Here is a 24,198-nt window from a genome sequence, read left to right as displayed (position 1 = left end):
CGTTCTGCCGGGCCTTTCCGCCGGATGGTCCGGTCAGCGGCCCGATCTCAGGAGGGCATCGTAGTCGGCGCGCAGCAGGGCGAACAGCAGATGGTCGGCCCACTGTCCGTTGATCCGCAGGTACTGTCGCGCCAGCCCTTCCTCGTGGAAGCCGACCTTCGACAGGACCCCCTTGGACGGCTCGTTGTGCGGCAGGCACGCCGCCTCGAGCCGGTGCAGCCGAAGGTCGTCGAAAACGAACGGCAGGGTAGCGCGCAGCGCATCGGTCATCAGGCCCCGGCCGGCGTAGGGTTGCCCCATCCAGTAGCCGACCGACGCCGTCTGGGCGACGCCGCGGCGGACGTTGCTGAGGTTGATCCCGCCGGCCAGCCGGCGGCCTTCGTTGGTGAAGATGAAGAGGCCGTAGGCCTCGCCCGACCGCCATTCCCTGATCTGCTGGCGCAGACGGCGGCGATAGTGGTCGCGGCCGAGGGAATCCTCGGGCCAGGTGGGCTCCCAGGGCGTGAGAAAGGCCCGGCTGCGCGCCCGCAACTCGGCCCATTCGGTCCAGTCGTCCATCGTCGGGGCCCGCAGGAACACCCGGCGGCCGGCGATCCGGGTCATCCCCGAAAGTGACAAGGGAACGTCGGCGAAACGGAACATTCTGGTCTATGTTACTTTACCTTTGGAATTCTTGCATGTTCTCCGAGGCTTGCCGTAGGAAATTGAGACCGTCGGGCGCACGCTTGCGACCTTGAAATCACCCCCCGGCGGCACGACAGTCACCCAACCGCAGTCACCCCCTGCCAGGACCATCATGGAAGTCGATCAGAATTCGAACGTCGGCCAGAAGGGCCGCTTCTATCTCACCAAGCACATTTGGGTGCCGCAGGAGCCGATCGAGAAGCTCAATCTCAAGATGTCGGACATGATCCTGCGCCGGATGCCCAAGCTGCCGCTGGGCGGGGCCGACGCGGAAAAGGCCTTCCCCGTGCTGACCGAGCTCCGGAAGAGCCACGCCAAGATCAAGGCCGATCTCGACTACCTGCTCAGCCACCACGAGACCATCCCGGCGCTGCACGAGGTCCATCCGCGCGACCTCTACGTGCCGGGCCGCGCGTGGCGGACGTTCCTGCTCAAGCTGTGGGGGCACGAGATCAAGGAGAACACCGCGGCGGTTCCCGACACCTACGAGGCGATCTGCCGAATCCCGGGCGTCCATACCGCCCTGTTCAGCATCCTGCACGGCTTCGCGGAGATCGAGCCCCATCGCGGCTCGGCCGCCGGCGTCATCCGCTTCCACTATCCGCTGATCGTGCCCAGCGAGCCCGAGAAGTGCTGGATCGAGATCGGCGGCCATCACTTCCACTGGGAAGAGGGCCAGCCGCTGGTATTCGACGACACGCGCGAGCACTGGGTGAAGAACCAGACCGACGAGACCCGCGTTGTCCTGATCATCGACTTCAACGCGGAGATGCCGTTCCCGGTCAATCTCTACACCACGCTGCGCTACAACCTCATCCGGCACAGCACCGAGGTGAAGACGGTGATCGAGCGCGCCGCCATCGGCGTGCCGCCGCGCGACAGGAACGCCGCGCCGGAGCTGGCCAAGGCGGCCTGACCGCCGCCGGCTTCTACGGCTCGCCGGATCAGGCCGTCGCGGTCACGCGGCCAGCCGGGCGGCGATCCGGTCGATCGATTCCAGGGACTCGATGGGGCCGAGCGCCGCCAGGGTCAGGTTGCCCTGCAGCAGGCGCCGCGCGACGCGACGGACGGCGTCCTGGTCGATCGCCTCGATGCGCGCCACGATCTCCGCATAGGGGATCGGCCGGCCGTGGATGATCAGGTGCCGTGCCGCCTGCTCCGCCCGCGATCCGCTCGATTCCAGGGCCATCAGCGTGCCGGCCTTGATCTGGTTGCGGGCGCGCACCAGCTCCGCCTCGGTCAGCGTGTCGGCCACGCCGGCGAATTCCTCGCAGACGGCCGGCACCAGCTCGGCGATGTCGTCCTCGCCCGTGCCGGCGTAGATCCCGAACAGGCCGCCGTCGGCATAGGCGGTGTTGAAGCAGTGGATGCCGTAGACCAGCCCGCGTTCCTCCCGGATTCGCTGGAACAGGCGCGAGGACATGCCGCCGCCGAACAGGGTCGAGTAGACGGCCAGGGCGAAATAGTCCGGATCGCGATAGCCGATGCCCTGCGAGCCCAGCACCAGGTGCGCCTGCTCGAGCACGCGCGCCTCGCGGCCGTCGCCGCCGACATAGGAGAGCGGCACGGGCGCAGGCGCGTTGGCCGGCGTCCGCGGCACCGAGCCGAAGTGCTTCTCGGCCAGCTCGAGGATCTGGTCGTGCTCGACCCGGCCGGCCGCGGCCAGCACCATGTTGGAGGCCGTGTAGTGGCGGGCGAGGAACGCGAAGAGGTCGTCGCGACCGATCGACTCGACCGAGTCCGCCGTGCCCAGGACCGGACGGCCCAGCGGCTGGCCGGGCAGCGCCGTCTCCTGGAACTGGTCGAACACGAGATCGTCGGGCGTGTCGAGCGCCTGGCCGATCTCCTGCAGGATCACGCCGCGCTCGCGCTGCAGCTCGTCGGGATCGAACACCGAGTTGCGCAGGATGTCGGCGACCAGCTCGACGCCGAGCCCGACATCCTCCTTGAGGACCGAGGCGTGGTAGGCGGTGATCTCGCGGCCGGTATAGGCGTTCAGGCTGCCGCCGACATTCTCGATCTCCTCGGCGATCGCCCGCGCCGAACGGGTGCGGGTGCCCTTGAACGCCATGTGCTCCAGCATGTGGGCCATGCCGTTCAGCTCGGCCGATTCGTGGCGGGTGCCGCAGGCCACCCAGATGCCGAGCGTCGCCGATTCGACCTCGGGCATCTCGTCGACGGCGACGCGGAGGCCATTGGGGAGCGTCGAAAGCTTCACGGTGGTCATGCGATGTCCTTCTGTCGCCGCGCTGATCGCGGCTGGCGGAGCCCGTCCATGCGTTCGTCGATCAGAACCTTCAGCGCAGCCGCGTCGTTGGGCAGGCCCTCGACACGCTCGGCGCGGTCCAGGAGATCGGCCAGCCGCGGCGGCAGCGCCGGCCGCTCGCCGGTCGCCTTCTCGACGGCGTCGGGAAACTTGGCCGGATGGGCGGTCGCCAGCACCACCATCGGCACGGCAGCATCGCGCCGGTGGCGCTGCGCCACGGCATAGGCGACCGCCGTATGGGGATCGAGCGTCTCCCCGTAGCGCTTCCGGCAGTCGGCGATGGCGGCGAGCGTGCTTTCCTCGTCGGCCCGGCCGGCATCGAACAGGGCGCGGACGCCGCCCAGGGCATTATCTCCGACCGCCAGCCGGCCGGTGGCGCGAAACGCCGTCATCGCCTCGGCCAGCGCCCTGCCGTCGCGGCCGTAGAGATCGAACAGCAGGCGCTCGAAGTTGCTCGAGATCTGGATGTCCATGCTGGGGCTGTAGGTCGGCACGACGTCGGCCACCGTCATGGCGCCGGTCTCGAAGAACCGCGCCAGGATGTCGTTGCTGTTGGTCGCCACCACGAAGTGCGAGACCGGCAGGCCCATGCGCTCTGCCGCGTAGCCGGCATAGACGTTGCCGAAATTGCCGGTCGGCACCGTGAAGGCGACCGGGCGCTCCGGCGCGCCGAGCTTCACCGCGGCCCAGAAGTAGTAGACGATCTGCGCCATCACGCGGGCGAAGTTGATCGAGTTCACCGCCGTCAGCGCCCGCCGGTCGCGGAAGGCGAGGTCGTTGAAGCAGGCCTTGGCGAGGTCCTGGCAATCGTCGAACGTGCCGTCGACGGCGATGTTGTGGACGTTGGGCGCCAGCACCGTCGTCATCTGGCGGCGCTGGACCTCGCTCACGCGGCCGCGCGGGTGCAGCATGAAGATGTCGATGGTCGGCCGGTCGCGCACCGCCTCGATCGCGGCCGAGCCGGTGTCGCCGGACGTCGCGCCGACGATCGTGGCGTGCTGGTCGCGGGCGCTCAGCGTGTGGTCGAGCATGCGGCCGAGCAGCTGCAGCGCCACGTCCTTGAACGCGAGCGTCGGCCCGTGGAACAGCTCGAGCAGATGCAGGCCGCTGTCACCGAGCGGCTCCAGGGGCGCCACCTCGGGCGCGTCGAACGTGGCATAGGCCTCGCCGATCAGCCGCCGGAAGGTCGGCTCGTCGAAAGCGTCGCCGACGAAGGGACGCATGACGCGGTAGGCCACCTCGGCATAGGGCTGGCCGCGCAGGGCCGAGATCTCGGCCGGAGAGAAGTGCGGCCACTCGGCCGGCAGGTAGAGCCCGCCGTCGCGGGCGAGGCCCGCCAGCATGACGTCCTCGAAGCCCAGCGGCCGGGGCGTGCCCTGCGAGCCGTGGCGCGTGCTGATGTAGTGCAAAAGAAAACTCCGACTAGGGTCTTCTCCCAAGCGAAGCTCGGGGAGGAATTACTACGCCACCTGGCGGCAGGGCGCATGGTCCTTGCGGACCCTCTTGGTCGAGGCGGGGTACTTCTCCAGCATCCGGGCCGGTCGCGTCGGACGCTTCACGAGATCACCCCCGCAGTTGGGGCAAAGGCCGCCCAGACGAGTTCGGGCGCAGTCGGCGCAGAACGTGCACTCGAAGGTGCAGATCAGGGCCTCGGGCGCGCCGTTGGGCAGGTCCTTGTCACAGCATTCGCAGTTGGGGCGAAGGTCGAGCATGGCTCCCTCTTACGCCGACAGGTAGCGGCTTTCCAGATGCGCCTTGAAGGCCGAGGTGCCGAGCGCGGCGCCCGTGGCCTCCCGGAGGATCTCGTCGGTGCCGGCAATCGAACCCTTGCCGTGCACATGCGCGCCCAGCCAGCCGATGAGGGGGCCGAAATCGCCCCGGGCGATGGCCGCCATCAGGCCGGGCTCCGCGGCCCGCGCCGCGGCGAAGAGCTGGGCGGCCGCGAGCGCACCCAGCGTGTAGGTCGGGAAGTAACCCCAGCCCCCGTCCGGCCAATGGATGTCCTGCAGGCAGCCCAGCGCGTCGTCGGGCGGGACGATGCCCAGCAGATCGCGCATCCCGTCGTTCCAGGCGCCCGGGAGATCGGCCAGGGCGAGGTCGCCCGCCAGCATCGCCCGTTCTAGCCGGTAGCGCAGCATGATGTGCAGCGGGTAGGTCACTTCGTCGGCGTCGACGCGAATGAACCCGGGAGCAACGCGCGTGTAGAGACGGTGGATGTTGTCGGCCGTCCAGGCCGCGCCGTCGCGGCCGAAGGCGGCGCGCATGCGCGGCGCGGCAAAGGCGACGAAGGCGTCGCTGCGGCAAGCCTGCATCTCCATCAGCAGCGACTGGCTCTCGTGCAGCACCATCCCCCGCGCGTTGCCGACGGGCTGGCGCCGCCAGTCGCGCGGCAGGCCGGCCTCGTAGAGGCCGTGGCCGGTCTCGTGCAGCACGCCCATGAGGGCGCGCGCGAAGTCGGCCTCGTCGTAGCGCGTCGTGATGCGCACGTCGTCGGGCGTGCCGCCGGTGAAGGGATGGGCCGAGACGTCCAGCCGGCCGCGCGTGAAGTCGAAGCCGATCCGGCGGATCAGCTCCTCTCCGAGCTGCCGTTGGCGCTCGACCGGAAACGGACCCTCGAGCGCGAGCGGCGGCGGCATCGCCGCCTGCCGCTCCATCACCCGACCGAGCATGTCGGGCAGGAAGCCGCGCAGCTCCGCGAACAGCGCGTCGATGCGCGCCGCCCGCCCGCCGGGCTCGAACTCGTCGAGCAGCGCGTCGTAGAGCGAGGTGCCGAGCACCGCCGCCTTGGCCTCCCCCACCCGGCGCATGATCGCCAGGACCTCGCCCAGCGCCGGCAGCAGCGACCGGTAGTCGGCCGTCGCCTTCGCCTCCCGCCAGACCAACTCGCAGGCGGCCGTGGCCCGCGTGCGCGCCTCGACCAGATCGGCCGGCAGAGCGCTCTCGTGGATCCAGACGCGACGCATCTCGCGCAGGTTGGCGGCGCGCCAGGCATCGAGGTCGGCCGCACCTTCTTCCGCCCGCGCCAGCAGCTCGGGCATGTCGGGCGCCGAGATCAGGCCGTGGGCGACGACGCCCAGCGTCGCGAGCTGGTCGGCGCGATCCTCGCCCGCGCCGGACGGCATCATGGTCGAGCGGTCCCAGTGCAGGATCGCGCTGGCGCGGTTGAGGGCGCTCAAGCGCGCGAAGCGGCGCTCGAGCTCGGCATAGGAGGCAGCGGCGTTCATGGCGCGTCCTCGGACGTGACCTTCGTGCGGCCCGCGACGGTGAGGCGGCCGTTCTCCCAGTGGTAGGCGAGGTAGACGCCAGCCAGCGCGGCGGCGAGCAGGAACCAGGTGATGGCGTACTGCAGGTGATCGTTGGGGATATCGAGCCGCGTCTGGCCGCCGATCGGCACGCCGCCCGGATTGGGCGTCGGATCGGCTTCGAGGAAGAACGTGTCGAGCTTCGCGTCCGGCTTGCCGCCGGCCATGCTGCGCATCAGCGGCACGTCGACATGGAACCAGACGTTCTTGTCGGGAACGTTCTCCGGCGCGAACTGCCGCTTCTCCTGGCTGCGCCGCACGATTCCGGTCAGCTCGACGCGCCCAGCGACCTGGCCCTGGGCGCGCTTCGCCGGGTCCTTCTGCTCCTGCGGGATCCAGCCGCGATCGAACAGCACGATCCGTCCGTCGTCGGTGCGCAGCGGCGTGACGACCTGGAGTCCGACCTTGTTCCGCAGGCTGCGCGCCGCGAGATAGAATTCCCTGTCGTTGAGGAACGTCCCCGCCACACGGACGCGACCGTATTCGTGCGCCAGCGGGTCGCCCCGCAGCAGCTCGTCCAGCGCGATCGGCGCGGCCGCCTGGTTCACCTCGATACGGTGGAGGATGTCGCGCTTCCACTCGCGGCGCTCCATCTGCCAGAAGCCGAGGCCGAGGCACACCACCAGGATCGGCAGCGATACGAGGGTCGGCCAGAAGGCGGGCCGCAGCCGGAACATGTCGTCTCCCTACTCGTCGAGGGCGGTGGAGCGGTGGCGGTACTGCAGGGCGATCAGCAGGCCCTTGAGGAGGCGCAGCAGCCAGACCGCGAGCCCCACGGTCAACGGCCCCCACAACAGGACGTGCAGCCACCACGGCGGCTCGTAGCGGAACTCCACCCAGAAGACGAGGATCATGATGACGGTGCCCAGCCCCAGGATCACGAACACCGCCGGGCCGTCGCCGGCATCGTGGCCGCGCAGGTCGAGCCCGCATTCCGGGCAGCGCTCGACGACCTGCAGCAGGCCGGCGAACAGCCGTCCACGTCCGCAACGCGGGCAGGCGCCGCGCAGAGCGACCTCGGCGGGCGATTGGCGCGGCCAGTCGGACATCACGCTCCTCCAAAGGCGAACCGCCGGGGAACACCCGGCGGTCCAGAAGTCATCCGTCGTGAGGCGACGTCAGTGCAGCGCGATCGGCGCGTTGCCGGAACCCCACCAGTAGATGCAGAAGAACAGGAACAGCCAGACGACGTCGACGAAGTGCCAGTACCAGGCGGCCGCCTCGAACCCGAAATGCTGGTTGGGCTTGAACTGGCCGGCCATCGCGCGGAACAGGCAGACGAGCAGGAACGTCGTGCCGACGAGCACGTGGAAGCCGTGGAAGCCCGTCGCCATGAAGAAGGTCGACGAGTAGATGTTCTCGCGGAAGCTGAACGGCGAATGCAGGTACTCGTAGGCCTGCACGCCGGTGAAGAAGATGCCGAGGATCACGGTGAGGGCGAGGCCGCGCACGGCGTCGCGCTTGTTGCCCTCGAGGATCGCATGATGCGCCCAGGTCACCGTGGTGCCCGACAGCAGCAGGATCAGCGTGTTCATGAACGGCAGGTCGAACGGCGCGATGACGCTGACGCCCTTCGGCGGCCAGATGCCGCCGGTCGCCTCGGTCTTGATCGGCATCTTCTCCCCGCCCGGATAGAGCGAGGCATCGAAGAACGCCCAGAAGAAGGCGGCGAAGAACAGGACCTCCGAGGCGATGAACAGGATCATGCCGTAGCGCAGGCCGAGCTGGACCACGGCGGTGTGGTACTTGCGCGACTCCGCGATGACGTCGCTCCACCACCAGAACATCACGGCCAGGATCACCAGAAGGCCCGGCGCGATGACCCACCACTCGAACTTCTTGGCGATCGATTCGAAGCCGCTGCCGAACAGGTCGGGATGCATGCCGAGGGCGGCTCCCAGCGCCAGCAGGAGCGCGCCCAGCGCGCCGAGCGCCGGCCAGGGGCTGGGATCGACCAGGTGATAGGGGTGCTTCGGTGCGCCGTCAGCCATTGTCATCCACCCTTTCCGGTCGCCTTGGCGGGAATGCCGCCGAGCAAAGTCTTCGCCCGCTCCGTCTTGGCCTCGAAGAAGGTGTACGAGAGCGTGATGGTGCGAATGTTGTCGTAGCGCCGATCCTTGTCCATCTCGGGATCGACGAAGAAGATCACGGGCATGTCGACGGACTGGCCCGGCTGCAGCAGCTGCTCGCTGAAGCAGAAGCATTGCACCTTGTTGAACCACCCGCCGGCCGTTTCCGGCGTGACGTTGAAGGTCGCCGTGCCGACGATCGGCCGCTGCGACAGGTTGGTCACCCGGAAGTGCGTCAGGTGCTCCTCGCCGAGATGGACGCGAATCTCACGCTCCACCGGCTCGAAGCGCCAGGGCAGGTTGGGGTCGACGTTGGAATCGAAGCGCACCGCGACGGTGCGGGCGGCGACCGGGCGTGTGCCCTCGACGGCGACGACCGGCGTGCCGCCGAAGCCGGTGACGCGGCAGAACATCTCGTACAGCGGCACCGCCGCGTAGGCGAGCGCCAGCATGCAGCCGACGACGCCGGCGAGCTGCCAGGCGAGGCGGGCGTTGCGGTCGACCCGCTTCACTCGTGGCCTCCCATGCGCACGATGGTCAGCGCGAAGAAGATCGCCGCCATGACCAGCAGGAAGCCGGCCACGAACAGGTTCTTCCCCCGCTGGCGGCGGTGCACGTCGGTATCGCCGGGGCGGCGTTCGTCGCTCATGACGTCGCTCATCCGCCCGTCGCCCAGGAGAGCAGCCGGTCGAGAGGAAGGGCCGCGAACAGGGCCGCGAGATAAAGCAGGGAGAAGCGGAACATCCGCCGGGCCGGAGGATGGGCCGACGCATCGTCCGCCGTGCGCCAGACGCCGAGCGCCCGGACCACGAAGACGAGGCCCAGCGCCACCGCCACGGCACCGTACAGCCAGCCGACGGCGCCCAGCAGCACCGGGACCAGCGAGACCGGCAGGAGCGCCAGCGTGTAGACCAGCATCTGCCGCTTGGTCTCGCGCGCCCCGGCCACCACCGGCAGCATCGGCACGCCGGCACGGCGATAGTCGTCGCTGCGGTAGAGGGCGAGCGCCCAGAAATGCGGCGGCGTCCACAGAAAGATCAGCAGGAACAGCGCGATGCTGACGGCCGACACGTCGCCGCCGACGGCGGCCCAGCCGATCATCGGCGGGAAGGCGCCGGCCGCGCCCCCGATCACGATGTTCTGCGGCGTCCGGCGCTTCAGCCAGATCGTGTAGACGAAGACGTAGAACAGGATGGCCGTGGCCAGCAGCGCCGCCGCCACGAAGTTGGTCGACACCGCCATCAGCAGGACCGAGAAGATCGACAGCAGCACGCCGAGGCCGAGCGCGTCGTCCGGCGCGACGCGGCCGGTCGGCAGCGGCCGGCCGGCGGTGCGGGCCATCAGCCCGTCGAGATCGCGCTCGTACCACATGTTGATGCAGCCGGCGGCGCCCGATCCCAGCGCGATGGCCGCGACGGCCAGCGCCGCGGCGAACGGATGGAGGTGCCCGGGCGCAATCAGGACGCCGACCAGCCCCGTGAAGACGACCAGCGACATGACGCGCGGCTTCAGGAGGTCGACATAGTCGCGCACGCGCGACGGCGTCGTCCCCTCGAACGCCCCAGTCAGCAGGTGTGCCGTGTCGCTCATCGGTCAATCCGGCGGTAGTGCCGGCCCGCGCTCGTCGTCGGGCCGGCGCCGCCTGCGCTCCTCAGTGGTGGGCCTGCGGCGAGACGTGCGGCAGTTCCTCGAACGTGTGGAACGGCGGCGGCGAGGCGACGGTCCACTCCAGGGTGGTCGCGCCCTCGCCCCAGTAGTTCGCACCGACCCGCCGGCCGGCCAGCAGGCCGCCGAACACGACGAAGATCAGCCAGAAGATGGTCGACCCGAACGAGAGGAACGCGCCGATCGACGACAGGTAGTTCCAGTGCGCCATGGCGTCCGGATAGTCGACATAGTGGCGCGGCATGCCCGACAGGCCGCTGAAGTGCATCGGGAAGAAGGTCAGGTTGACGCCGATGAAGGTCGTCCAGAAGTGAACCTGCGCCGCCCATTCCGGATACTGGCGGCCGCTCATCTTGCCGATCCAGTAGTAGTAGCCGGCGAACATGCCGAACACCGCGCCCAGCGACAGCACGTAGTGGAAGTGCGCGATCACGTAGTAGGTGTTGTGCAGGGCATAGTCGACGCCGGCATTGGCCAGCACGACGCCGGTGACCCCGCCGACGGTGAACAGGAAGATGAAGCCGATCGCCCACAGCATCGGCACTTCGAGGCGGATCGAGCCGCCCCACATGGTGGCCACCCAGCTGAAGATCTTCACGCCGGTCGGGACCGCGATAACCATCGTGGCGGCCACGAAGTAGGCTCTCGTGTCGACGTCCATGCCGACCGTGTACATGTGGTGCGCCCACACGACGAAGCCGACGACGCCGATCGCCACCATCGCGTAGGCCATGCCCAGGTAGCCGAAGACCGGCTTCTTGGAGAAGGTCGAGATGATCTGGCTGACGATGCCGAAGGCCGGCAGGATCATGATGTACACCTCGGGATGGCCGAAGAACCAGAAGAGGTGCAGGAAGAGCGTCGGATCGCCGCCGCCCTCGGCCTTGAAGAACGAGGTGCCGAAGTTGCGGTCGGTCAGAAGCATGGTGATGGCGCCGGCCAGGACCGGCAGGGCCAGCAGCAGCAGGAACGCCGTCACCAGGATCGACCACACGAACAGCGGCATGCGGTGCAGGGTCATTCCCGGCGCGCGCATGTTGAAGATGGTCGTGATGAAGTTGATGGCGCCCAGGATGGAGCCCGCGCCGGCGATGTGCAGCGAGAAGATCGCCAGATCCATGCCGGCGCCCTGGCTGATGCTGAGCGGCGGATAGATCGTCCAGCCGGTGCCGACGCCCCCGCCGATCACCGCCGACATGAGCAGGAGGATGAAAGCCGGCGGCAGCAGCCAGAAGCTGATGTTGTTCATGCGCGGGAAGGCCATGTCCGGCGCGCCGATCATCAGCGGCACGAACCAGTTTCCGAACCCTCCGATCAGCGCCGGCATGACGACGAAGAACACCATGATCAGCCCGTGGGCCGTCACGATCGTGTTCCAAAGGTGGCCGTTGGGCGCACCGTCCGCGCCGTTGAAGTACTGGACGCCGGGCTGCAGCAGCTCGAGCCGCATCACCACCGAGAAGGTGGCGCCGATCAGGGCGGCGAAGATCGAGAACACAAGGTACATCGTGCCGATGTCCTTGTGGTTGGTGCTGAACAGCCAGCGCTTGATGCCGGTCGGCGTGTGGTGATCGTCGTGCCCGTGGGCTTCGTGGCTGCGGGCGGCGCCGTGCGCGGTTGCCATGTCTTTGTCTCCTGCGGCGATGCGCTTAGCGGTTGGCGGGAGCGGAGGCGGAAGCGACGTCGGTCGACGGCAACAGCCCCGCCGACTTCTTCTTCTCCTCGACCCATTTGTCGAATTCGGGCTTGGACACCACGCGCACGCCGATCGGCATGAACGTGTGGTTGTCGCCGCAGATCTGGGAGCACTGGCCGAAGTAGTAGCCCTCCTTGGCGACGTTGATCCAGCCTTCGTTGAGGCGGCCCGGGATCACCGTCTTCTTGAGGCCGAAGCCCGGCACCGTCCAGCCGTGCATGGAGAGGCCGGCGGCCGTGCCGATGATCCGGATGGTCGTGCCGGCCGGGATCACCATCTCCTCGTCGACGGCCAGCAGGCGCGGCACCTGCGGCTTCAGCTTCACGCGCTCGGCTTCCGGCAGCATGCGGCTCTCGACGGTGAAGTTGCCCTGGTCGGGATAGGTGTAGGTCCAGTACCACTGGTTGCCCGTCACCTTGACGGTGAAGGCAGGGTCCTGCGCCTTGTCGCCGAAGTAGAGCAGGCGGAAGGACGGGATCGCGATGATGACCAGGATCAGGATCGGGATGACCGTCCAGGCGATCTCGAGCGCGGTATGGTGGGTGGTGGTCGACGGAACGGGGTTGCGGGCGGCATGGAAGCGCCAGACGGCATAGATCAGCAGGGCGAGGACGAAGAGGCAGATCAGCGAGATGATGACCAGCAGCAGGTCGTGCAGGGAAACCAGGCGGTCGCCCACGGGCGTGTAGCCCGGCGGCATGTTCATTTCCCAGTCGTGCGGCACGCCGACGATCGGCTGGGCCTGCGCCACGCCCACCCATCCAAGCGCCACGACGGCCACATAGCAAAGAACGTCAAGAATGCGCCTGCCGGTCATGCAATCGTCCCTTCAGCGGGCGGCCGCCTGTGGACGTTTCCGGCCCGCAAAATCCCCCGCATTTTCACAGCGGTTAGTACCAGATATAGGCCTGTCAGGTAACGGGTTTTCACCTATGGCCGATATGTGGCGGCCAGTCGCAGCCACTGTCCTGGCGGCCCGGTCGCTGGGCCGGATCGTCGCGCCCCGGCCCTTGTGTTTCCATGGTCCGCCAGTATGGTCGCGCCCGCCGGCCGCCCGGCACGGTTCAGCGAAAGGATCTCAGCATGCGTCGAGCACTGACGCCGTTGATCGTCGCCATCTCTCTCATGTTCGCAGGAGCGACCGCCGCCATGGACAAGGAAAACACCCTCAACATCGACCTGAAGGACGGCCGCGTCGTCATCGAGATGCGTCCGGACCTCGCCCCCAACCATGTCGCCCAGATCAAGAAGCTGGCCCGCGAAGGCAAGTATGACGGCGTCGTCTTCCACCGCGTGATCGAGGGCTTCATGGCCCAGACCGGCGACCCGACCGGCACCGGCACGGGCGGCATGGGCGAGCCGTTGAAGGCCGAGTTCTCCAAGGAGCCGCATACGCGCGGCGCCGTCTCGATGGCCCGCACCCAGGATCCCAACAGCGCCCGCAGCCAGTTCTTCATCGTCTTCAAGGACTCGAACTTCCTGGACGGCCAGTACACGGTCTGGGGCAAGGTCGTGTCGGGCATGGAGTTCGTCGACAAGATCAAGCGCGGCCAAGGCCAGTCGGGCGCCGTTCCCGACCCCAAGGACAAGATGATCAAGGTCCAGGTCGCCGCCGACGCCAAGGACTAGCCAACGAAGCGGATGCCATCTCGAGTGCCAGCGAGGGACCTTTCAGGCGACAGGAAAGGTCCCTCGCTACGCTCGGGATGACAGTTTGCCCTGCTCCTGCGCGCCCTATTCCTTCGTGACGGTGTGGAAGGTCTTGGAGATGATCTGCCACCGTCCGTCGACCTTCAGCAGCGTCAGGTAGTCGGTGAAGTAGCGCGGCGGCAGCTGGCACTCGACCTTGGCGATCGCGGTGGTCGGACCCGAGAAGTCGATCGACACGATGCGGTCGGCCCGCGCGCTGCCCTTGGCCTTCCCCGAAGGGCGGCCGTCGACCATCTTGAACCATTCGGCGCGCGGCCAGTCCGTCGCCTTGCCATCCGCCGCGGCGGCGTAGAGGTGCGAGGCGGGATGGAAAGCCTCGCCCAGCTTGGCCGTGTCGCCCTCGTAGAGGCCGTCGAAATAGACCTGCAGCACCTTCTCGACTGCCGAAACGTCCGAGCTCATCGCCCCTCCTCCGTGTTCAGACCGCCCCGCCGGGGCTTACCAGGATCTTGCCGTTGCGGCCGCCCCGGTCGGCATGCGCCAGAGCGTCCCTTATCCTATCGATCGGATAGACGGTATCGACCGGCGCGACCAGTCGCCCGGCCATCACCTCGGCCGCCAGCCCGGCGTAGATCGCGCGGACCTGCTCGGGGCTGCGCTTGGCCAGGAAGCGGCCCAGCATGAATCCGGTGAGCCGGATGCCGCGATAGATGAAATGGCTGCGGCCGACCGCGGGATCCTCGCCGCTCATCGATCCGTAGTGCACCAGCGTCCCGTCGGTCGCGAGGCATTCCGCCAGCCGGCCGGTGGCCGCGCCGCCGATCGCCTCGACGCCCAGCGCGATCCGCGCCCCGCCGGTCGCATCGGCGGTGCGGGCGGCGAGATCCTCGCCGTCGACCAGCACCCGATCGGCGCCCAGCGCGGCGAGTTCGGCCGCGAGGTCGGCGCGACGCACGACATTGACGGTGCGCAGGCCGCGCTGGCGCGCCAGCACGATCAGCAGGCGGCCGACCGCGGAGTTGGCGACATTCTGGATCACCCAGTCGCCCGGCTGGAGGTCGACGAAGTCCGACAGCATGAGCTGTGCGGTCGGCGGGTTGATGCGGACCATCGCCGCCTGCTTCAGGTCGATGCCGGCCGGCAGCGGGATCGCATCGTCGCCCTTCACCTTGCGGCGCTCGGCCCAGTTCTCGCGCTGCAGGTTGATGACGAGATCCCCCGGCCGGACGTGCGTCACCGCGCTGCCGACCGCCGCCACGCGGCCGACGCATTCGGCGCCCGGCGTCGCGGGCAGCGGCGGCTTCAGCCGATAGCTGCCGCGACAGAACCACATGTCGGCGGGATTGATGGGGAAGGCCAGCACATCGAACACGACCTCGTCGTCGGCCGGCGGCCCGACGTCCGGAACGTCGACGCAGCGCGCCACTTCCCACGGCACGCCGTAGCGGTCGATCTGGACCTGCTTCACCCTGCGTCTCCCCGTTCTCTCGTGCCGCTTTGTTGGCCCGTCGATTGCTTATATGGTGATTCGACAGGGGGTGAAATGCCGGATGGCAGGATCGGCGTTTGACGAGATGAACTCCGGCGCGGCGGGAGCGATACGCGATCCCTACCGCGCCGTCGCGAGCTGGCTGGCCCGAACGTCGCCCGAGAAGGTGGCGGCGACGCGCCACGAGGTCGACCTTTTCTATCGCCGCCACGGTATCACCTTCGGCGCCTACGGGTCCGTCGACGGCAGCGAAACGACGATTCCCTTCGACATCATTCCGCGCGTCATCGCCTGGGACGAATGGGAGTATTTGCACAAGGGGCTGGTGCAGCGCGTCCGGGCGCTGAACGCCTTCCTCGCCGACGCCTACGGCCAGCGCGAGATCTGCCGGGCCGGCGTGATCCCCGAGCAGCAGGTGCTGATGAACGCCGAGTTCGTCGCCATGGCCCAGGGCCTCGATCTGCCGGGCGGCGTCCATGCGCACATCGCCGGCATCGATCTCGTGCGCGTCGGCGAGAAGGAGTTCTTCGTCCTCGAGGACAATGTGCGCACGCCCTCCGGCGTGTCCTACGTGCTGGAGAACCGCGAGGTCATGATGCGGCTCGCGCCCGAGCTGTTCTCGGCCAAGCGCGTGATGCCGGTCGCCCACTACACCGAGGAGCTGCTGGCAACGCTGCGGTCGGTGTCGTTCAGCGACGATGCCGAGCCCAACGTGGTCCTCCTCACGCCGGGACACTTCAACAGCGCCTACTTCGAGCACGCCTTCCTGGCCGACGAGATGGGCATCGAGCTGGTCGAGGGCTCCGACCTGTTCGTCGACGAGGGCCGCGTCTACATGCGCACGCCGCGCGGGCCTCAGCGGGTCGACGTGATCTACCGTCGCGTCGACGACGCCTTCCTCGATCCCCTGGCGATGCGGCCGGATTCCTACCTCGGCGTCGCCGGCCTGCTGGGCGCGCTGCGGGCACGCCGCGTCAACATCGTCAACGCGCTGGGCAACGGCGTGGCCGACGACAAGTCGACCTACACCTACGTTCCCGAGATGGTGCGCTTCTATCTCGGCGAGGAGCCGATCCTGAACAACGTGCCGACCTGGCGCTGCGACCGCGAGGACGACTTCAAGTACGTGGTCGAGCGCCTGTCTGAGCTGGTGGTCAAGGAGATCCACGGTTCCGGCGGCAAGGGCATGCTGGTCGGCCCGACCTCGACCCGGGTCGAGATCGAGGAGTTCTCGCTGCTGCTGAAGGCGAGGCCGCACAACTACATCGCCCAACCTACGCTCGCGCTGTCGACCTGCCCGACCTTCGTCAGCCAGGGCGTGGCGCCGCGCCATGTCGACCTGCGGCCCTTCGTTCTGTCCGGCCGCAAGACGACGATCGTGCCGGGCGGTCTCACCCGCGTCGCCCTCAAGGAAGGGTCGCTGGTGGTCAATTCGAGCCAGGGCGGCGGCACCAAGGACACCTGGGTGCTCGCGCCCGAATCTTCGGGCGGGTAGCACGGCATGCTGAGCAGCACCGCCAAGAACCTCTACTGGATGGGCCGCTACCTGCAGCGCGCCAAATCGACGGCGCGGCTGATCGAGGCGATGCAGCGCATGGCGCTGCAGTCGCGCGGGGAGGAGGCGGTCGGCGTTGCGGCGATCTTCGGCATGGAGGACGAGTTCCGGCAGACCCAGCAGCAGTCGGGAGGGCGGCTCTCCAGCCTGATCGACTTCCTGGTCGTCGACGAGAACAATCCCTCCTCGATCGTGAGCTCGATCGGCGCGGCCCGGCGCAACGCCCGCGAGGAACGCAACAACATCACGGTCGATGTGTGGGAAAGCCTGAACGCCCTGTGGCTCGAGCTCAACGAGCGGCTGCGCGGCGACCGCACCCTGCTCGACCGCGGTGCGCTGATCGAATCGGTGAAGAAGCAGGCGGTCATGATCTTCGGCGCCGCCCAGGTCACGCTGCTGCGCGACGAGGCCTATAATTTCCTGCAGCTCGGGGCGTTCCTGGAGCGCGCCGACAACACGGCGCGCATCCTCGACGTCAAGTTCCACGTGCTGCGCCCGGACGGCAGCCCGCACGCCGACGAGCTCGACTACTTCGCCTGGTCGGAGGTACTGGCCTGCATCGGCGCGGTCCGGACCTACCGCCGCATCTACCGCAGCGCGCTCGATCCCATGAAGGTCGCCGACCTGATGATGCTGCGCCGCGACGTCCCGCGCTCGGTGCACCATTGCCTGTGGATGGTCGACCGCAGCATGAACGAGCTGGCCGAAATCTACGGCACGCGCGGCGAGGCCGACCGGCTGGCCGGGGAACTGCACGCCCGCCTGCGCTATGCCCGCATCGACCGCGTGTTCGAGGAAGGCCTCAAGACGTTCCTGGGCGACGTGCGCACCGACATCGCCACCCTGTCCGACGAGATCGGCCGCCAATTCCTGCTGGATTGAAGACGATGCGCCTGTCCGTCCACCACGCCACGCGGTTCACCTTCGACCAGCCCTCCGGCCATTCCATCCACGACGTGCGGCTGACGCCCAAGCCGGCGAGCGGCCAGCGCATCGTGTCGTGGCGCATCGACGGACCGGGCAAGCGCTCGGAGTGGCAGGACGGGCACGGCAACCTGGTCACGACCTTCTCGGTGGCGCGCCAGCACGACACGGTCGAGATCACGGTCGAGGGAACCTACGAGTATGTCGGCAGCGACCACTGGCTGCGCTACGCCGAGACCCCGACCCTGCCGGCACCGTTCTGGCTGCGGCGATCGGCGCTGGCCGACGCCGACGAACGCTTCGATCCGCTGCTCGCGGGCCTCGCCGAGCGGGCGGTCGAGGCGGCGCAACGCGTCGCGGTCCTGCACGAGCTGATGGGCCGCGTCCACGACCGCATCGAATACCGCACGGGCGTCTCGACCGTTGACACGACCGCTGCGGAGGCCCTGGCGCGGGGCGCCGGCGTCGCCCAGGACCATGCCCACGTGTTCATCGCCTGCTGCCGCCGGCTGGCGGTTCCGGCGCGCTATGTCAGCGGCTACCTGCGCAACGACGATCCGGAGCTGCATGTCGGCCGCACCAGCCATTCCTGGGCCGAGGCCTGGGTGCCGGGCCTGGGCTGGGTCGGCTTCGACCCGACCAACAACATCAGCCCGCGCGGCGACAGCCTGCGGGTCGCGGTCGGTCTCGACTACCGCGACGCCGCGCCGGTCAGCGGCCGGCGGGTCGGGTTCGGCTCGGCGACGATGGCGGTCGAGGCGGCGGTCAGGCTGGTCGAGGCCTGAGGGACGGACGCCGAGGGCTAGGCTTAACCCGGGTACGGGGCGGCCTACGATAAGTAGTCCTCGCAGCCGCCGCGCGACACCGCGCTGCCTTGCGGAAAGGTCGCGGCGCACGTAGGTTCCGCGCGCTTTTCAACGCCCGCCAGGAGGCGCCGCCGTCATGGCCTTCATCGCCGACCGTCTCAGCCGCATCAAGCCCTCTCCGACCAACGCCGCCCAAGGCAAGTTCCTGGAGATGAAAGCGGCGGGCAAGGACGTGATCGGCCTGGCCGCCGGCGAGCCCGACTTCCCGACGCCCGACCACATCAAGGAAGCGGCGATCAAGGCGATCCACGACAACGACACCAGGTACACGGCCGTGCCCGGCACGCCGGCGCTGCGACAGGCGATCTGCGCCAAGATGAAGCGCGACCACGGGCTCGACTACAAGCCGTCGCAGACCGTCGTCACCTCGGGCGGCAAGCAGATCATCTTCAACGCCATGCTGGCGACCCTGAACCCCGGCGACGAGGTCATCATCCCGGCGCCCTACTGGGTGTCGTATCCGGAGATGGTCATGTTCGGCGACGGCACGCCGGTCATCGTCCAGTGCCCCGAGTCGAGCGGCTTCAAGCTCAGGCCCGAGGATCTCGAACGGGCGATCACGCCCAAGACCAAGTGGCTGATCCTGAACTCGCCCAGCAACCCGACGGGCGCGGCCTACACCAGGGCCGACCTGCGGGCGCTGTGCGACGTGCTGCTGCGCCATCCGCAGGTCCATATCCTCACCGACGACATGTACGAGAAGCTGGTCTACGACGACTTCGTGTTCGCGACGCCGGCCGAGGTCGAGCCCAGGCTCTACGAGCGCACGCTCACCATGAACGGCGTGTCCAAGGCCTACAACATGACCGGCTGGCGCATCGGCTACGCGGCCGGCCCGCAGAAGCTGATCGACGCCATGATCACCGTGCAGTCGCAGAGCACGTCGAACGCCAGCTCGATCAGCCAGGCGGCCTCGGTGGCGGCGCTGAACGGCCCGACCGACTTCATCCCGAAGAACGTCGCCGTCTTCAAGCAGCGCCGCGACCTGATCGTGTCGATGCTGAACCAGGCCAAGGGGCTGAAGTGCCCGCGGCCCGAGGGCGCCTTCTACGTCTACCCGTCCTGCGCCGGCGTGATCGGCAAGCGCACGCCCGATGGCAAGGTGATCGAGAACGACACCGACTTCGTGAACTACCTGCTGGAGGCCGAGGGCCTGTCGGTGGTCCAGGGCTCGGCCTTCGGCCAGGGCCCGGCCTTCCGCATCTCCTACGCCACGGCGACGAACCTGCTGGAGGAAGCCGGCCGCCGCATCCAGCGCGCCTGCGGGGCGCTGTCGTAGGAACGGAAGGCGACCGAAACGAACCGGACCGCGAGACCGGATCCTATCGATCGGGATCGAGGTCCGGATGCTGCCGGGCGATCGGGAAAACGAAGTCGCGCGCGAGGATGCCCATCATGCCGCCGAGCGCCTGAACGAGCTCATTCTTTTCGCGCCCGGCATCGAGCGTGCCGACGACGGAATCGAGCTTCTCGAGTTCACTCCCGACGCTGAGCGCCGTACTCATGAGCCGACGGGCAACTTCCTTCTCCATTGCTCCCCTCCTCCAGAGATGGAACCTGGCCCTGCCAAAGCGATGACTTCGGTGAAGGCAACGCCAGACCGATGGGGAAACAATCTTCCCCCGCCCCAACATTGACTCCCCTGGCGGGGAGTGGAAGCATTTCAGGGACAAGACTTCGCTCCGGCCGAGCTCGGTAGCGACCCACGTCCGGGGCCTTTGTGCGCAAGAGAACGCGCCAGAAGGAGGACGTTGTCATGGCCGACATCAAATCCGAGACGATCCAAGGCGGCAGACCAGGCAGCGGCGCGCATCGCGTCGTGGCGCTGTGCGGGCCGTACCTGTCGGGCAAGACCAGCCTCCTCGAGAGCATCCTCTACGCCACCGGGGCGATCGGACGGCGCGGTTCGACGCGCGCCGGCACCTCGATCGGCGACGGCGCCGCCGAGGCGCGCAAGCGCGGCATGGGAACCGAGATCAACGTCGCCTCCGTCGACTATCTCGGCGACCAGTGGACGTTCCTCGACGTCCCGGGCTCGGTCGAATTCCAGCACGACGCCCTCGCGGCGCTCGCGGTGTGCGACGCGGCGGTGCTGGTCTGCGAGCCGTCCCCCGAGCGCGTCGCCGCCCTCGCTCCGCTGCTGAAGGTCATCGAGGACCACCACATCCCGCACATCTTCTTCGTCAACAAGATCGACTCGGCCGAGGTGCGGGTGCGCGACATGCTGGCCGCCCTGCAATCAGTGTCGACGCGCAAGCTCGTGCTGCGCCAGGTGCCGATCCGCAACTCCACCAAGGACGGCGGCGAGGAGACCGTGGGCTATGTCGATCTCGTGAGCGAGCGCGCCTACCGCTATCGCAGCAGCGGCGCCTCCGACCTGATCGAGATGCCGGCCGAGATCCTGCCGCGCGAGGCCGAGGCCCGCCGCGAGATGCTGGAGACGCTGTCGGAGTTCGACGACACGCTGCTCGAGCAGCTGATCGAGGACATCGCCCCGGAGAAATCGCTGATCTACCGCGACCTGCACGACGAGTTTGGCGCCGACAAGATCGCGCCCGTGCTGCTGGGCGCCGGCGACCGCGAGAACGGCGTGCGTCGCCTGCTGAAGGCGTTGCGCCACGACACGCCGTTCGTCGCCGAAACGGCCGAGCGCCGCGGCCTCGCCGCCGACGGCGCCGTCGCGGCGGAGTGCTTCAAGGTCCTGCACCAGAGCCATGCCGGCAAGCTGTCGCTGTGCCGGGTCTGGTCCGGCGCGCTGGCCGAGGGCCAGAGCATCGGCGGACAGCGCATCGGCACGCTGCTGCGTCCCTTCGGACAGCGCCTCGACAAGGTGGCCTCCGCCGGCGCCGGCGAGGTCATCGCTCTCGCCAAGGTCGATCCGCTCTCCGCCGGCCAGACGCTCACAAGTGACGGCATTGCGCCGACCGCGGACTTCCCGGCGCCCGAGCCGCCGGTGTTCGCGCTCTCGGTCACGGCCCGGAACCGCAACGACGAGGTCAAGCTCTCGGGCGCGCTTCACCGGATCGTCGAGGAGGATCCCTCGCTCAGCTTCGAGGCGCGCGGCGAGACCCACGAGCTGCTGCTCAAGGGCCAGGGCGAGATGCATCTCAAGGTCGCCGTCGACAAGCTCGCCGGCCGCTACAACGTCGCGGTCGAGACCGCGACGCCGCGCGTGGCCTATCGCGAGACGATCCAGGGCGGCACGCAGCAGCATGCCCGCTACAAGCGCCAGACCGGCGGCCACGGCCAGTTCGCGGACATCAAGGTCGAGATCAAGCCCCTGCCGCGCGGCGCGGGCTTCCGCTTCGTCGACCGGGTCGTGGGCGGCGTCGTGCCGCGCAACTTCATTCCTGCCGTGGAGGAAGGGCTCATCGACTATCTGAAGGAAGGCCCGCTCGGCCAGCCGGTGGTCGACCTCGAGGTGACGCTGTTCGACGGCCAGTATCACAGCGTCGACAGTTCCGAGATGTCGTTCAAGATGGCGGCGCGCATCGCCCTCACCGAGGCCCTGCCGAAGTGCAAGCCCGTGCTGCTGGAGCCGATCCTCAAGGTCACGGTGGCGGCGCCGAGCGACTCGACGCCGCGCATCCAGCGGCTGATCTCCGGCCGGCGCGGACAGCTCCTGGGCTTCGACGCGCGGCCCGGCTGGACCGGCTGGGACGAGGTGTCGGCGCTGATGCCCGAGGCCGAAATCGCCGACATGATCGTGGAGATCCGCTCGGTGACCCAGGGCATCGGCACGTTCCGGACCGAGTTCGACCACCTGCAGGAGCTGGTGGGGCGGACGGCCGAGCGCATCGTCGAGGAGACGCGCAAGCGGGCCGCCTGACCCGGTCACAAGACGGTGAGACGGCGCGTGAGCGGGTTTTCGCCCCGCGTCGGACCCTGCATACCTGTCCCGTGGAACGTTTCCACGGGAGCTACTGTCCATGTTCAGCAGAAGGTCCGCGTTGGCGGGCGGCCTGGCGATGGCCGCGACGTCTTCCCTGACCCGCATCGCGCAAGCCCAGGCCGGCAAGCCGATGCTGGTTTTCGTCGGCCACGAGCTTTGAGGCGGCTGCAAGATCTGGCGTGCCCAGTCTGAGCCCCTCCTCCTCAAGTCCCAGGCCTTCCCTAAACTCGACTACCAGGTCGTCCATCCGGCGAACGCGTCGCTGGTGATGGCCGAGGCGAGCTGGCCGCAAGCGGCACGGCCCGTCCGGTCGATGTTCCTTGCCAGCGACGAAGGCAAGTCCATGCCCGACGTCACGCCCCGCTTCATCCTCGCCCAGGACGGAAAGATCATCCTCACCGTCACCGGCAATCGCGGGTGGAAGGAGCAGATGTGGCCGAAGATCGTGGAGGTGACGGGCGCAAGCGGCTGACGGGCGGGGCCGCTTTTCCCAGACCGGAGCCTGGACCATAGTGCCCGCGGGCAAACGGTGCCCGTGGAGGAACGCGTTCGCATGGTCCCGAGACAGATCCTGGTGATGATCGTGGCGATCCTCGCCGCCGCGGCGGCGACGCCGGCCGGGGCGCAGGGCGGTGCAGCGGCGGGCGCGAAGCCGGTGCTCGTCTACGCCTGTGACGCCCAGTCCGAGCCGTGCAAGGTATGGCAGCGCCAATGGCAGCCCCTGTTCGCGGCGTCGCCGGCCTACAAGATGATCGACATGCGCAGCGTGGTTGCGCCGACGGCCAAGGACCTGCTGAAGCCGGCCGCCTGGCCGCCCGACCTGCGCTGGGTGCTCGACACGTTCCTGATGAGCCAGGACGGACAGTGGCAGGAATACGAGACGCCGCGCTTCTTCCTGCTGCAGAACGGCGAGATCACGGCGACGACCGGCGGCAACAACAGCTGGCGCGACTACATGTGGCCGACGATCCTGGACGTGACCAACACCCGGCCATAGGGCGATGGTCGGGGCGCGGCTCCGTCACGGTGCGGTGAGCGAGGGTTGATTTGCCGCCGCAGGGCGACGAGGTCAGACAGGAAGCGGACCAGAGACATGGAACAGGAAACGGGGCACAGAGGAGGTCTACGCATGTTGATCAAGCGCAGACGCGGCTGGGAATTGCCCGAGAACCGCGTAACGCCGGAAGGCATCTATCTTCAACGCCGCGACCTGGTGCGCGTCATGGGACTGGGCGCCGCGTCGCTCGCCCTGCCCGGGATCGCCCTGGCCCAGGGCGCCGACCCGTCGGCTGCCCGCTATCCCGCGCCGCGCAACGACCGCTACGGCGTGCCCACGCCGATGACGGCCGAGAAGCAGGCCACTACCTACAACAACTTCTACGAGTTCGGCACCGACAAGAGCATCTGGCGCGACGCCCAGAAGCTCGAGGTCCGGCCGTGGACCATCAAGGTGAGCGGGCTGGTCGAGAAGCCGTTCGAGATCGGCATCGACGATCTCCTGGCCAGGCTGCCGCTCGAGGAACGGGTCTACCGCCATCGCTGCGTCGAGACCTGGTCGATGATCGTGCCGTGGACGGGCTTTCCGATGCGTTCGCTGGTGGCGCTCTGCAAGCCCACCAGCGGAGCGCAGTACGTCGTGATGAAGACGCTGAGCAAGCCATCGGTCATGCCCGAGCAGCGCGACCTGCTCTACCCCTGGCCCTACACCGAGGGGCTGGCGATGGACGAGGCCATGAACGACCTCACCTTCATCGCCACCGGCCTCTACGGCAAGCCGATCCCCAAGCAGAACGGCGCGCCGCTGCGCCTTGTGGCGCCGTGGAAGTACGGCTTCAAGAACGTGAAGTCGATCGTCAGCCTGGAGTTCAGCGACAAGCGGCCGGTCGGCTTCTGGGAGAAGCTTCAGTCGCAGGAGTACGGCTTCTGGGCCAACGTGAACCCCAAGGTTCCGCACCCGCGCTGGAGCCAGGCCACCGAGAAGCCGCTGGGCAGCAGCGAGCGCATCCCCACCCTGCTCTACAACGGCTATGCCGAGTTCGTGGCCGGCCTGTACACCAACCGCACGGCGGAAAAGCTCTACATGTAGCGGCCGGCGCCGCCCTCCCGGCTTTGCTTCAGCGCGCCGCGCCGCGCTACAAGG

Annotated in this window: 27 protein-coding genes; 11 read left to right on the top strand and 16 right to left on the bottom strand. The window is 68.3% G+C overall.

Going from position 1 to position 24,198, the window contains the following annotated elements; all coding sequences use genetic code 11:
- Positions 1-33: 33 nt before the first annotated feature.
- Positions 34-642 carry a GNAT family N-acetyltransferase gene (locus ACO073_RS29920; protein WP_422003044.1) on the bottom strand — a complete coding sequence of 203 codons (609 nt, stop codon included), beginning with the start codon at positions 640-642 and terminating at the stop codon, positions 34-36.
- Between the two features lie 154 nt (positions 643-796).
- Between ACO073_RS29920 and ACO073_RS29915 the strand changes: the two genes are divergently transcribed.
- On the top strand, positions 797-1,600 hold the full coding sequence (locus ACO073_RS29915) for an aspartyl/asparaginyl beta-hydroxylase domain-containing protein (protein ID WP_422003042.1): 804 nt from the start codon (positions 797-799) through the stop codon (positions 1,598-1,600).
- 42 nt (positions 1,601-1,642) lie between these two features.
- Here the strand turns inward: ACO073_RS29915 and ACO073_RS29910 are convergent, their stop codons facing one another.
- The 12 genes from ACO073_RS29910 to coxB all read right to left on the bottom strand — a co-directional run bounded on the left by ACO073_RS29910 (position 1,643) and on the right by coxB (position 12,499).
- On the bottom strand, positions 1,643-2,911 hold the full coding sequence (locus ACO073_RS29910) for a M16 family metallopeptidase (RefSeq protein ID WP_422003040.1): 1,269 nt from the start codon (positions 2,909-2,911) through the stop codon (positions 1,643-1,645).
- Complete coding sequence (gene thrC / locus ACO073_RS29905) at positions 2,908-4,359, bottom strand: threonine synthase (protein ID WP_422003038.1); 1,452 nt, start codon at positions 4,357-4,359, stop codon at positions 2,908-2,910. Before thrC ends, ACO073_RS29910 begins: the two co-directional genes overlap by 4 nt.
- A 51-nt stretch (positions 4,360-4,410) precedes the next feature.
- On the bottom strand, positions 4,411-4,662 hold the full coding sequence (locus ACO073_RS29900) for a DUF1272 domain-containing protein (protein WP_422003036.1): 252 nt from the start codon (positions 4,660-4,662) through the stop codon (positions 4,411-4,413).
- Positions 4,663-4,671: 9 nt separating this feature from the next.
- A complete protein-coding gene (locus ACO073_RS29895) occupies positions 4,672-6,174 on the bottom strand; it encodes a carboxypeptidase M32 (RefSeq protein WP_422003034.1) in 1,503 nt (500 codons plus the stop codon).
- On the bottom strand, positions 6,171-6,929 hold the full coding sequence (locus ACO073_RS29890; RefSeq protein WP_422003033.1) for an SURF1 family protein: 759 nt from the start codon (positions 6,927-6,929) through the stop codon (positions 6,171-6,173). Before ACO073_RS29890 ends, ACO073_RS29895 begins: the two co-directional genes overlap by 4 nt.
- Before the next feature lie 9 nt (positions 6,930-6,938).
- On the bottom strand, positions 6,939-7,301 hold the full coding sequence (locus ACO073_RS29885; protein ID WP_422003031.1) for a DUF983 domain-containing protein: 363 nt from the start codon (positions 7,299-7,301) through the stop codon (positions 6,939-6,941).
- Positions 7,302-7,370: 69 nt separating this feature from the next.
- Complete coding sequence (locus ACO073_RS29880; protein ID WP_422003030.1) at positions 7,371-8,243, bottom strand: cytochrome c oxidase subunit 3; 873 nt, start codon at positions 8,241-8,243, stop codon at positions 7,371-7,373.
- A gap of 2 nt (positions 8,244-8,245) precedes the next feature.
- Positions 8,246-8,833 (bottom strand): cytochrome c oxidase assembly protein, encoded by a 588-nt coding sequence (locus ACO073_RS29875; RefSeq protein ID WP_422003028.1) that lies wholly within the window; start codon positions 8,831-8,833, stop codon positions 8,246-8,248.
- Entirely contained in the window at positions 8,830-8,970 is a 141-nt protein-coding gene (locus tag ACO073_RS29870; RefSeq protein ID WP_422003026.1) for a hypothetical protein, read from the bottom strand. Before ACO073_RS29870 ends, ACO073_RS29875 begins: the two co-directional genes overlap by 4 nt.
- An 8-nt stretch (positions 8,971-8,978) precedes the next feature.
- A complete protein-coding gene (locus ACO073_RS29865; protein ID WP_422003024.1) occupies positions 8,979-9,911 on the bottom strand; it encodes a heme o synthase in 933 nt (310 codons plus the stop codon).
- A gap of 61 nt (positions 9,912-9,972) precedes the next feature.
- Positions 9,973-11,610: a cytochrome c oxidase subunit I gene (gene ctaD / locus ACO073_RS29860; RefSeq protein WP_422003023.1), complete on the bottom strand. Its 1,638-nt coding sequence runs from the start codon at positions 11,608-11,610 to the stop codon at positions 9,973-9,975.
- Positions 11,611-11,635: 25 nt separating this feature from the next.
- Positions 11,636-12,499: a cytochrome c oxidase subunit II gene (gene coxB / locus ACO073_RS29855; RefSeq protein WP_422003021.1), complete on the bottom strand. Its 864-nt coding sequence runs from the start codon at positions 12,497-12,499 to the stop codon at positions 11,636-11,638.
- 266 nt (positions 12,500-12,765) lie between these two features.
- On the opposite strand from coxB, the gene ACO073_RS29850 reads away from it, so the two are divergent.
- Complete coding sequence (locus ACO073_RS29850) at positions 12,766-13,311, top strand: peptidylprolyl isomerase (protein ID WP_422003019.1); 546 nt, start codon at positions 12,766-12,768, stop codon at positions 13,309-13,311.
- Positions 13,312-13,416: 105 nt separating this feature from the next.
- On the opposite strand, the gene ACO073_RS29845 is transcribed toward ACO073_RS29850, so the two are convergent.
- Together ACO073_RS29845 and ACO073_RS29840 are read right to left on the bottom strand one after the other, a co-directional pair.
- Positions 13,417-13,794 (bottom strand): nuclear transport factor 2 family protein, encoded by a 378-nt coding sequence (locus ACO073_RS29845; RefSeq protein WP_422003018.1) that lies wholly within the window; start codon positions 13,792-13,794, stop codon positions 13,417-13,419.
- Positions 13,795-13,810: 16 nt separating this feature from the next.
- Positions 13,811-14,800, bottom strand: a complete 990-nt coding sequence (locus ACO073_RS29840) for a zinc-dependent alcohol dehydrogenase family protein (protein ID WP_422003016.1) — start codon at positions 14,798-14,800, stop codon at positions 13,811-13,813.
- Positions 14,801-14,882: 82 nt separating this feature from the next.
- Between ACO073_RS29840 and ACO073_RS29835 the strand changes: the two genes are divergently transcribed.
- The 4 genes from ACO073_RS29835 (at position 14,883) to ACO073_RS29820 (ending at position 19,445) form a co-directional block, all read left to right on the top strand.
- Positions 14,883-16,316, top strand: coding sequence for a circularly permuted type 2 ATP-grasp protein (locus ACO073_RS29835; RefSeq protein ID WP_422003014.1), 1,434 nt, complete (start codon positions 14,883-14,885; stop codon positions 16,314-16,316).
- A gap of 6 nt (positions 16,317-16,322) precedes the next feature.
- Positions 16,323-17,258, top strand: coding sequence for an alpha-E domain-containing protein (locus ACO073_RS29830; protein WP_422003012.1), 936 nt, complete (start codon positions 16,323-16,325; stop codon positions 17,256-17,258).
- 5 nt (positions 17,259-17,263) lie between these two features.
- Positions 17,264-18,085 carry a transglutaminase family protein gene (locus tag ACO073_RS29825; protein WP_422003010.1) on the top strand — a complete coding sequence of 274 codons (822 nt, stop codon included), beginning with the start codon at positions 17,264-17,266 and terminating at the stop codon, positions 18,083-18,085.
- A 157-nt stretch (positions 18,086-18,242) separates the two neighbouring features.
- The gene (locus ACO073_RS29820; protein WP_422003008.1) at positions 18,243-19,445 is read left to right on the top strand and encodes a pyridoxal phosphate-dependent aminotransferase; all 1,203 of its coding nucleotides are present in this window, start codon (positions 18,243-18,245) and stop codon (positions 19,443-19,445) included.
- Between the two features lie 43 nt (positions 19,446-19,488).
- On the opposite strand, the gene ACO073_RS29815 is transcribed toward ACO073_RS29820, so the two are convergent.
- Positions 19,489-19,698: a hypothetical protein gene (locus ACO073_RS29815; protein ID WP_422003006.1), complete on the bottom strand. Its 210-nt coding sequence runs from the start codon at positions 19,696-19,698 to the stop codon at positions 19,489-19,491.
- Between the two features lie 224 nt (positions 19,699-19,922).
- Between ACO073_RS29815 and ACO073_RS29810 the strand changes: the two genes are divergently transcribed.
- From ACO073_RS29810 to msrP, 5 genes are all read left to right on the top strand, one after another.
- Positions 19,923-21,995: an elongation factor G gene (locus ACO073_RS29810; protein WP_422003005.1), complete on the top strand. Its 2,073-nt coding sequence runs from the start codon at positions 19,923-19,925 to the stop codon at positions 21,993-21,995.
- 100 nt (positions 21,996-22,095) lie between these two features.
- The gene (locus tag ACO073_RS29805; protein ID WP_422003003.1) at positions 22,096-22,218 is read left to right on the top strand and encodes a hypothetical protein; all 123 of its coding nucleotides are present in this window, start codon (positions 22,096-22,098) and stop codon (positions 22,216-22,218) included.
- Positions 22,219-22,326: 108 nt separating this feature from the next.
- Complete coding sequence (locus ACO073_RS29800; protein WP_422003001.1) at positions 22,327-22,530, top strand: hypothetical protein; 204 nt, start codon at positions 22,327-22,329, stop codon at positions 22,528-22,530.
- An 81-nt stretch (positions 22,531-22,611) separates the two neighbouring features.
- Positions 22,612-23,055, top strand: a complete 444-nt coding sequence (locus tag ACO073_RS29795; RefSeq protein ID WP_422002999.1) for a hypothetical protein — start codon at positions 22,612-22,614, stop codon at positions 23,053-23,055.
- A 132-nt stretch (positions 23,056-23,187) separates the two neighbouring features.
- Positions 23,188-24,144 (top strand): protein-methionine-sulfoxide reductase catalytic subunit MsrP, encoded by a 957-nt coding sequence (msrP, locus tag ACO073_RS29790; RefSeq protein ID WP_422002997.1) that lies wholly within the window; start codon positions 23,188-23,190, stop codon positions 24,142-24,144.
- Positions 24,145-24,198 lie beyond the last annotated feature (54 nt).

Source organism: Reyranella sp. (assembly GCF_965229815.1).
Lineage (GTDB): Bacteria > Pseudomonadota > Alphaproteobacteria > Reyranellales > Reyranellaceae > Reyranella.
This window is presented reverse-complemented; position numbering and strand designations above follow the sequence as displayed.

What these genes read in the sequence shown, in the direction of transcription:
- ACO073_RS29920 (WP_422003044.1), bottom strand. Translation starts at nt 642, where the DNA reads ATGTTCCGTTTCGCCGACGTTCCCTTGTCACTTTCGGGGATGACCCGG.
- ACO073_RS29915 (WP_422003042.1), top strand. Translation starts at nt 797, where the DNA reads ATGGAAGTCGATCAGAATTCGAACGTCGGCCAGAAGGGCCGCTTCTAT.
- ACO073_RS29910 (WP_422003040.1), bottom strand. Translation starts at nt 2,911, where the DNA reads ATGACCACCGTGAAGCTTTCGACGCTCCCCAATGGCCTCCGCGTCGCC.
- ACO073_RS29900 (WP_422003036.1), bottom strand. Translation starts at nt 4,662, where the DNA reads ATGCTCGACCTTCGCCCCAACTGCGAATGCTGTGACAAGGACCTGCCC.
- ACO073_RS29895 (WP_422003034.1), bottom strand. Translation starts at nt 6,174, where the DNA reads ATGAACGCCGCTGCCTCCTATGCCGAGCTCGAGCGCCGCTTCGCGCGC.
- ACO073_RS29890 (WP_422003033.1), bottom strand. Translation starts at nt 6,929, where the DNA reads ATGTTCCGGCTGCGGCCCGCCTTCTGGCCGACCCTCGTATCGCTGCCG.
- ACO073_RS29885 (WP_422003031.1), bottom strand. Translation starts at nt 7,301, where the DNA reads ATGTCCGACTGGCCGCGCCAATCGCCCGCCGAGGTCGCTCTGCGCGGC.
- ACO073_RS29880 (WP_422003030.1), bottom strand. Translation starts at nt 8,243, where the DNA reads ATGGCTGACGGCGCACCGAAGCACCCCTATCACCTGGTCGATCCCAGC.
- ACO073_RS29870 (WP_422003026.1), bottom strand. Translation starts at nt 8,970, where the DNA reads ATGAGCGACGAACGCCGCCCCGGCGATACCGACGTGCACCGCCGCCAG.
- ACO073_RS29865 (WP_422003024.1), bottom strand. Translation starts at nt 9,911, where the DNA reads ATGAGCGACACGGCACACCTGCTGACTGGGGCGTTCGAGGGGACGACG.
- ctaD (WP_422003023.1), bottom strand. Translation starts at nt 11,610, where the DNA reads ATGGCAACCGCGCACGGCGCCGCCCGCAGCCACGAAGCCCACGGGCAC.
- coxB (WP_422003021.1), bottom strand. Translation starts at nt 12,499, where the DNA reads ATGACCGGCAGGCGCATTCTTGACGTTCTTTGCTATGTGGCCGTCGTG.
- ACO073_RS29850 (WP_422003019.1), top strand. Translation starts at nt 12,766, where the DNA reads ATGCGTCGAGCACTGACGCCGTTGATCGTCGCCATCTCTCTCATGTTC.
- ACO073_RS29845 (WP_422003018.1), bottom strand. Translation starts at nt 13,794, where the DNA reads ATGAGCTCGGACGTTTCGGCAGTCGAGAAGGTGCTGCAGGTCTATTTC.
- ACO073_RS29835 (WP_422003014.1), top strand. Translation starts at nt 14,883, where the DNA reads ATGGCAGGATCGGCGTTTGACGAGATGAACTCCGGCGCGGCGGGAGCG.
- ACO073_RS29830 (WP_422003012.1), top strand. Translation starts at nt 16,323, where the DNA reads ATGCTGAGCAGCACCGCCAAGAACCTCTACTGGATGGGCCGCTACCTG.
- ACO073_RS29825 (WP_422003010.1), top strand. Translation starts at nt 17,264, where the DNA reads ATGCGCCTGTCCGTCCACCACGCCACGCGGTTCACCTTCGACCAGCCC.
- ACO073_RS29820 (WP_422003008.1), top strand. Translation starts at nt 18,243, where the DNA reads ATGGCCTTCATCGCCGACCGTCTCAGCCGCATCAAGCCCTCTCCGACC.
- ACO073_RS29815 (WP_422003006.1), bottom strand. Translation starts at nt 19,698, where the DNA reads ATGGAGAAGGAAGTTGCCCGTCGGCTCATGAGTACGGCGCTCAGCGTC.
- ACO073_RS29810 (WP_422003005.1), top strand. Translation starts at nt 19,923, where the DNA reads ATGGCCGACATCAAATCCGAGACGATCCAAGGCGGCAGACCAGGCAGC.
- ACO073_RS29805 (WP_422003003.1), top strand. Translation starts at nt 22,096, where the DNA reads ATGTTCAGCAGAAGGTCCGCGTTGGCGGGCGGCCTGGCGATGGCCGCG.
- ACO073_RS29800 (WP_422003001.1), top strand. Translation starts at nt 22,327, where the DNA reads ATGGCCGAGGCGAGCTGGCCGCAAGCGGCACGGCCCGTCCGGTCGATG.
- ACO073_RS29795 (WP_422002999.1), top strand. Translation starts at nt 22,612, where the DNA reads ATGGTCCCGAGACAGATCCTGGTGATGATCGTGGCGATCCTCGCCGCC.
- msrP (WP_422002997.1), top strand. Translation starts at nt 23,188, where the DNA reads ATGTTGATCAAGCGCAGACGCGGCTGGGAATTGCCCGAGAACCGCGTA.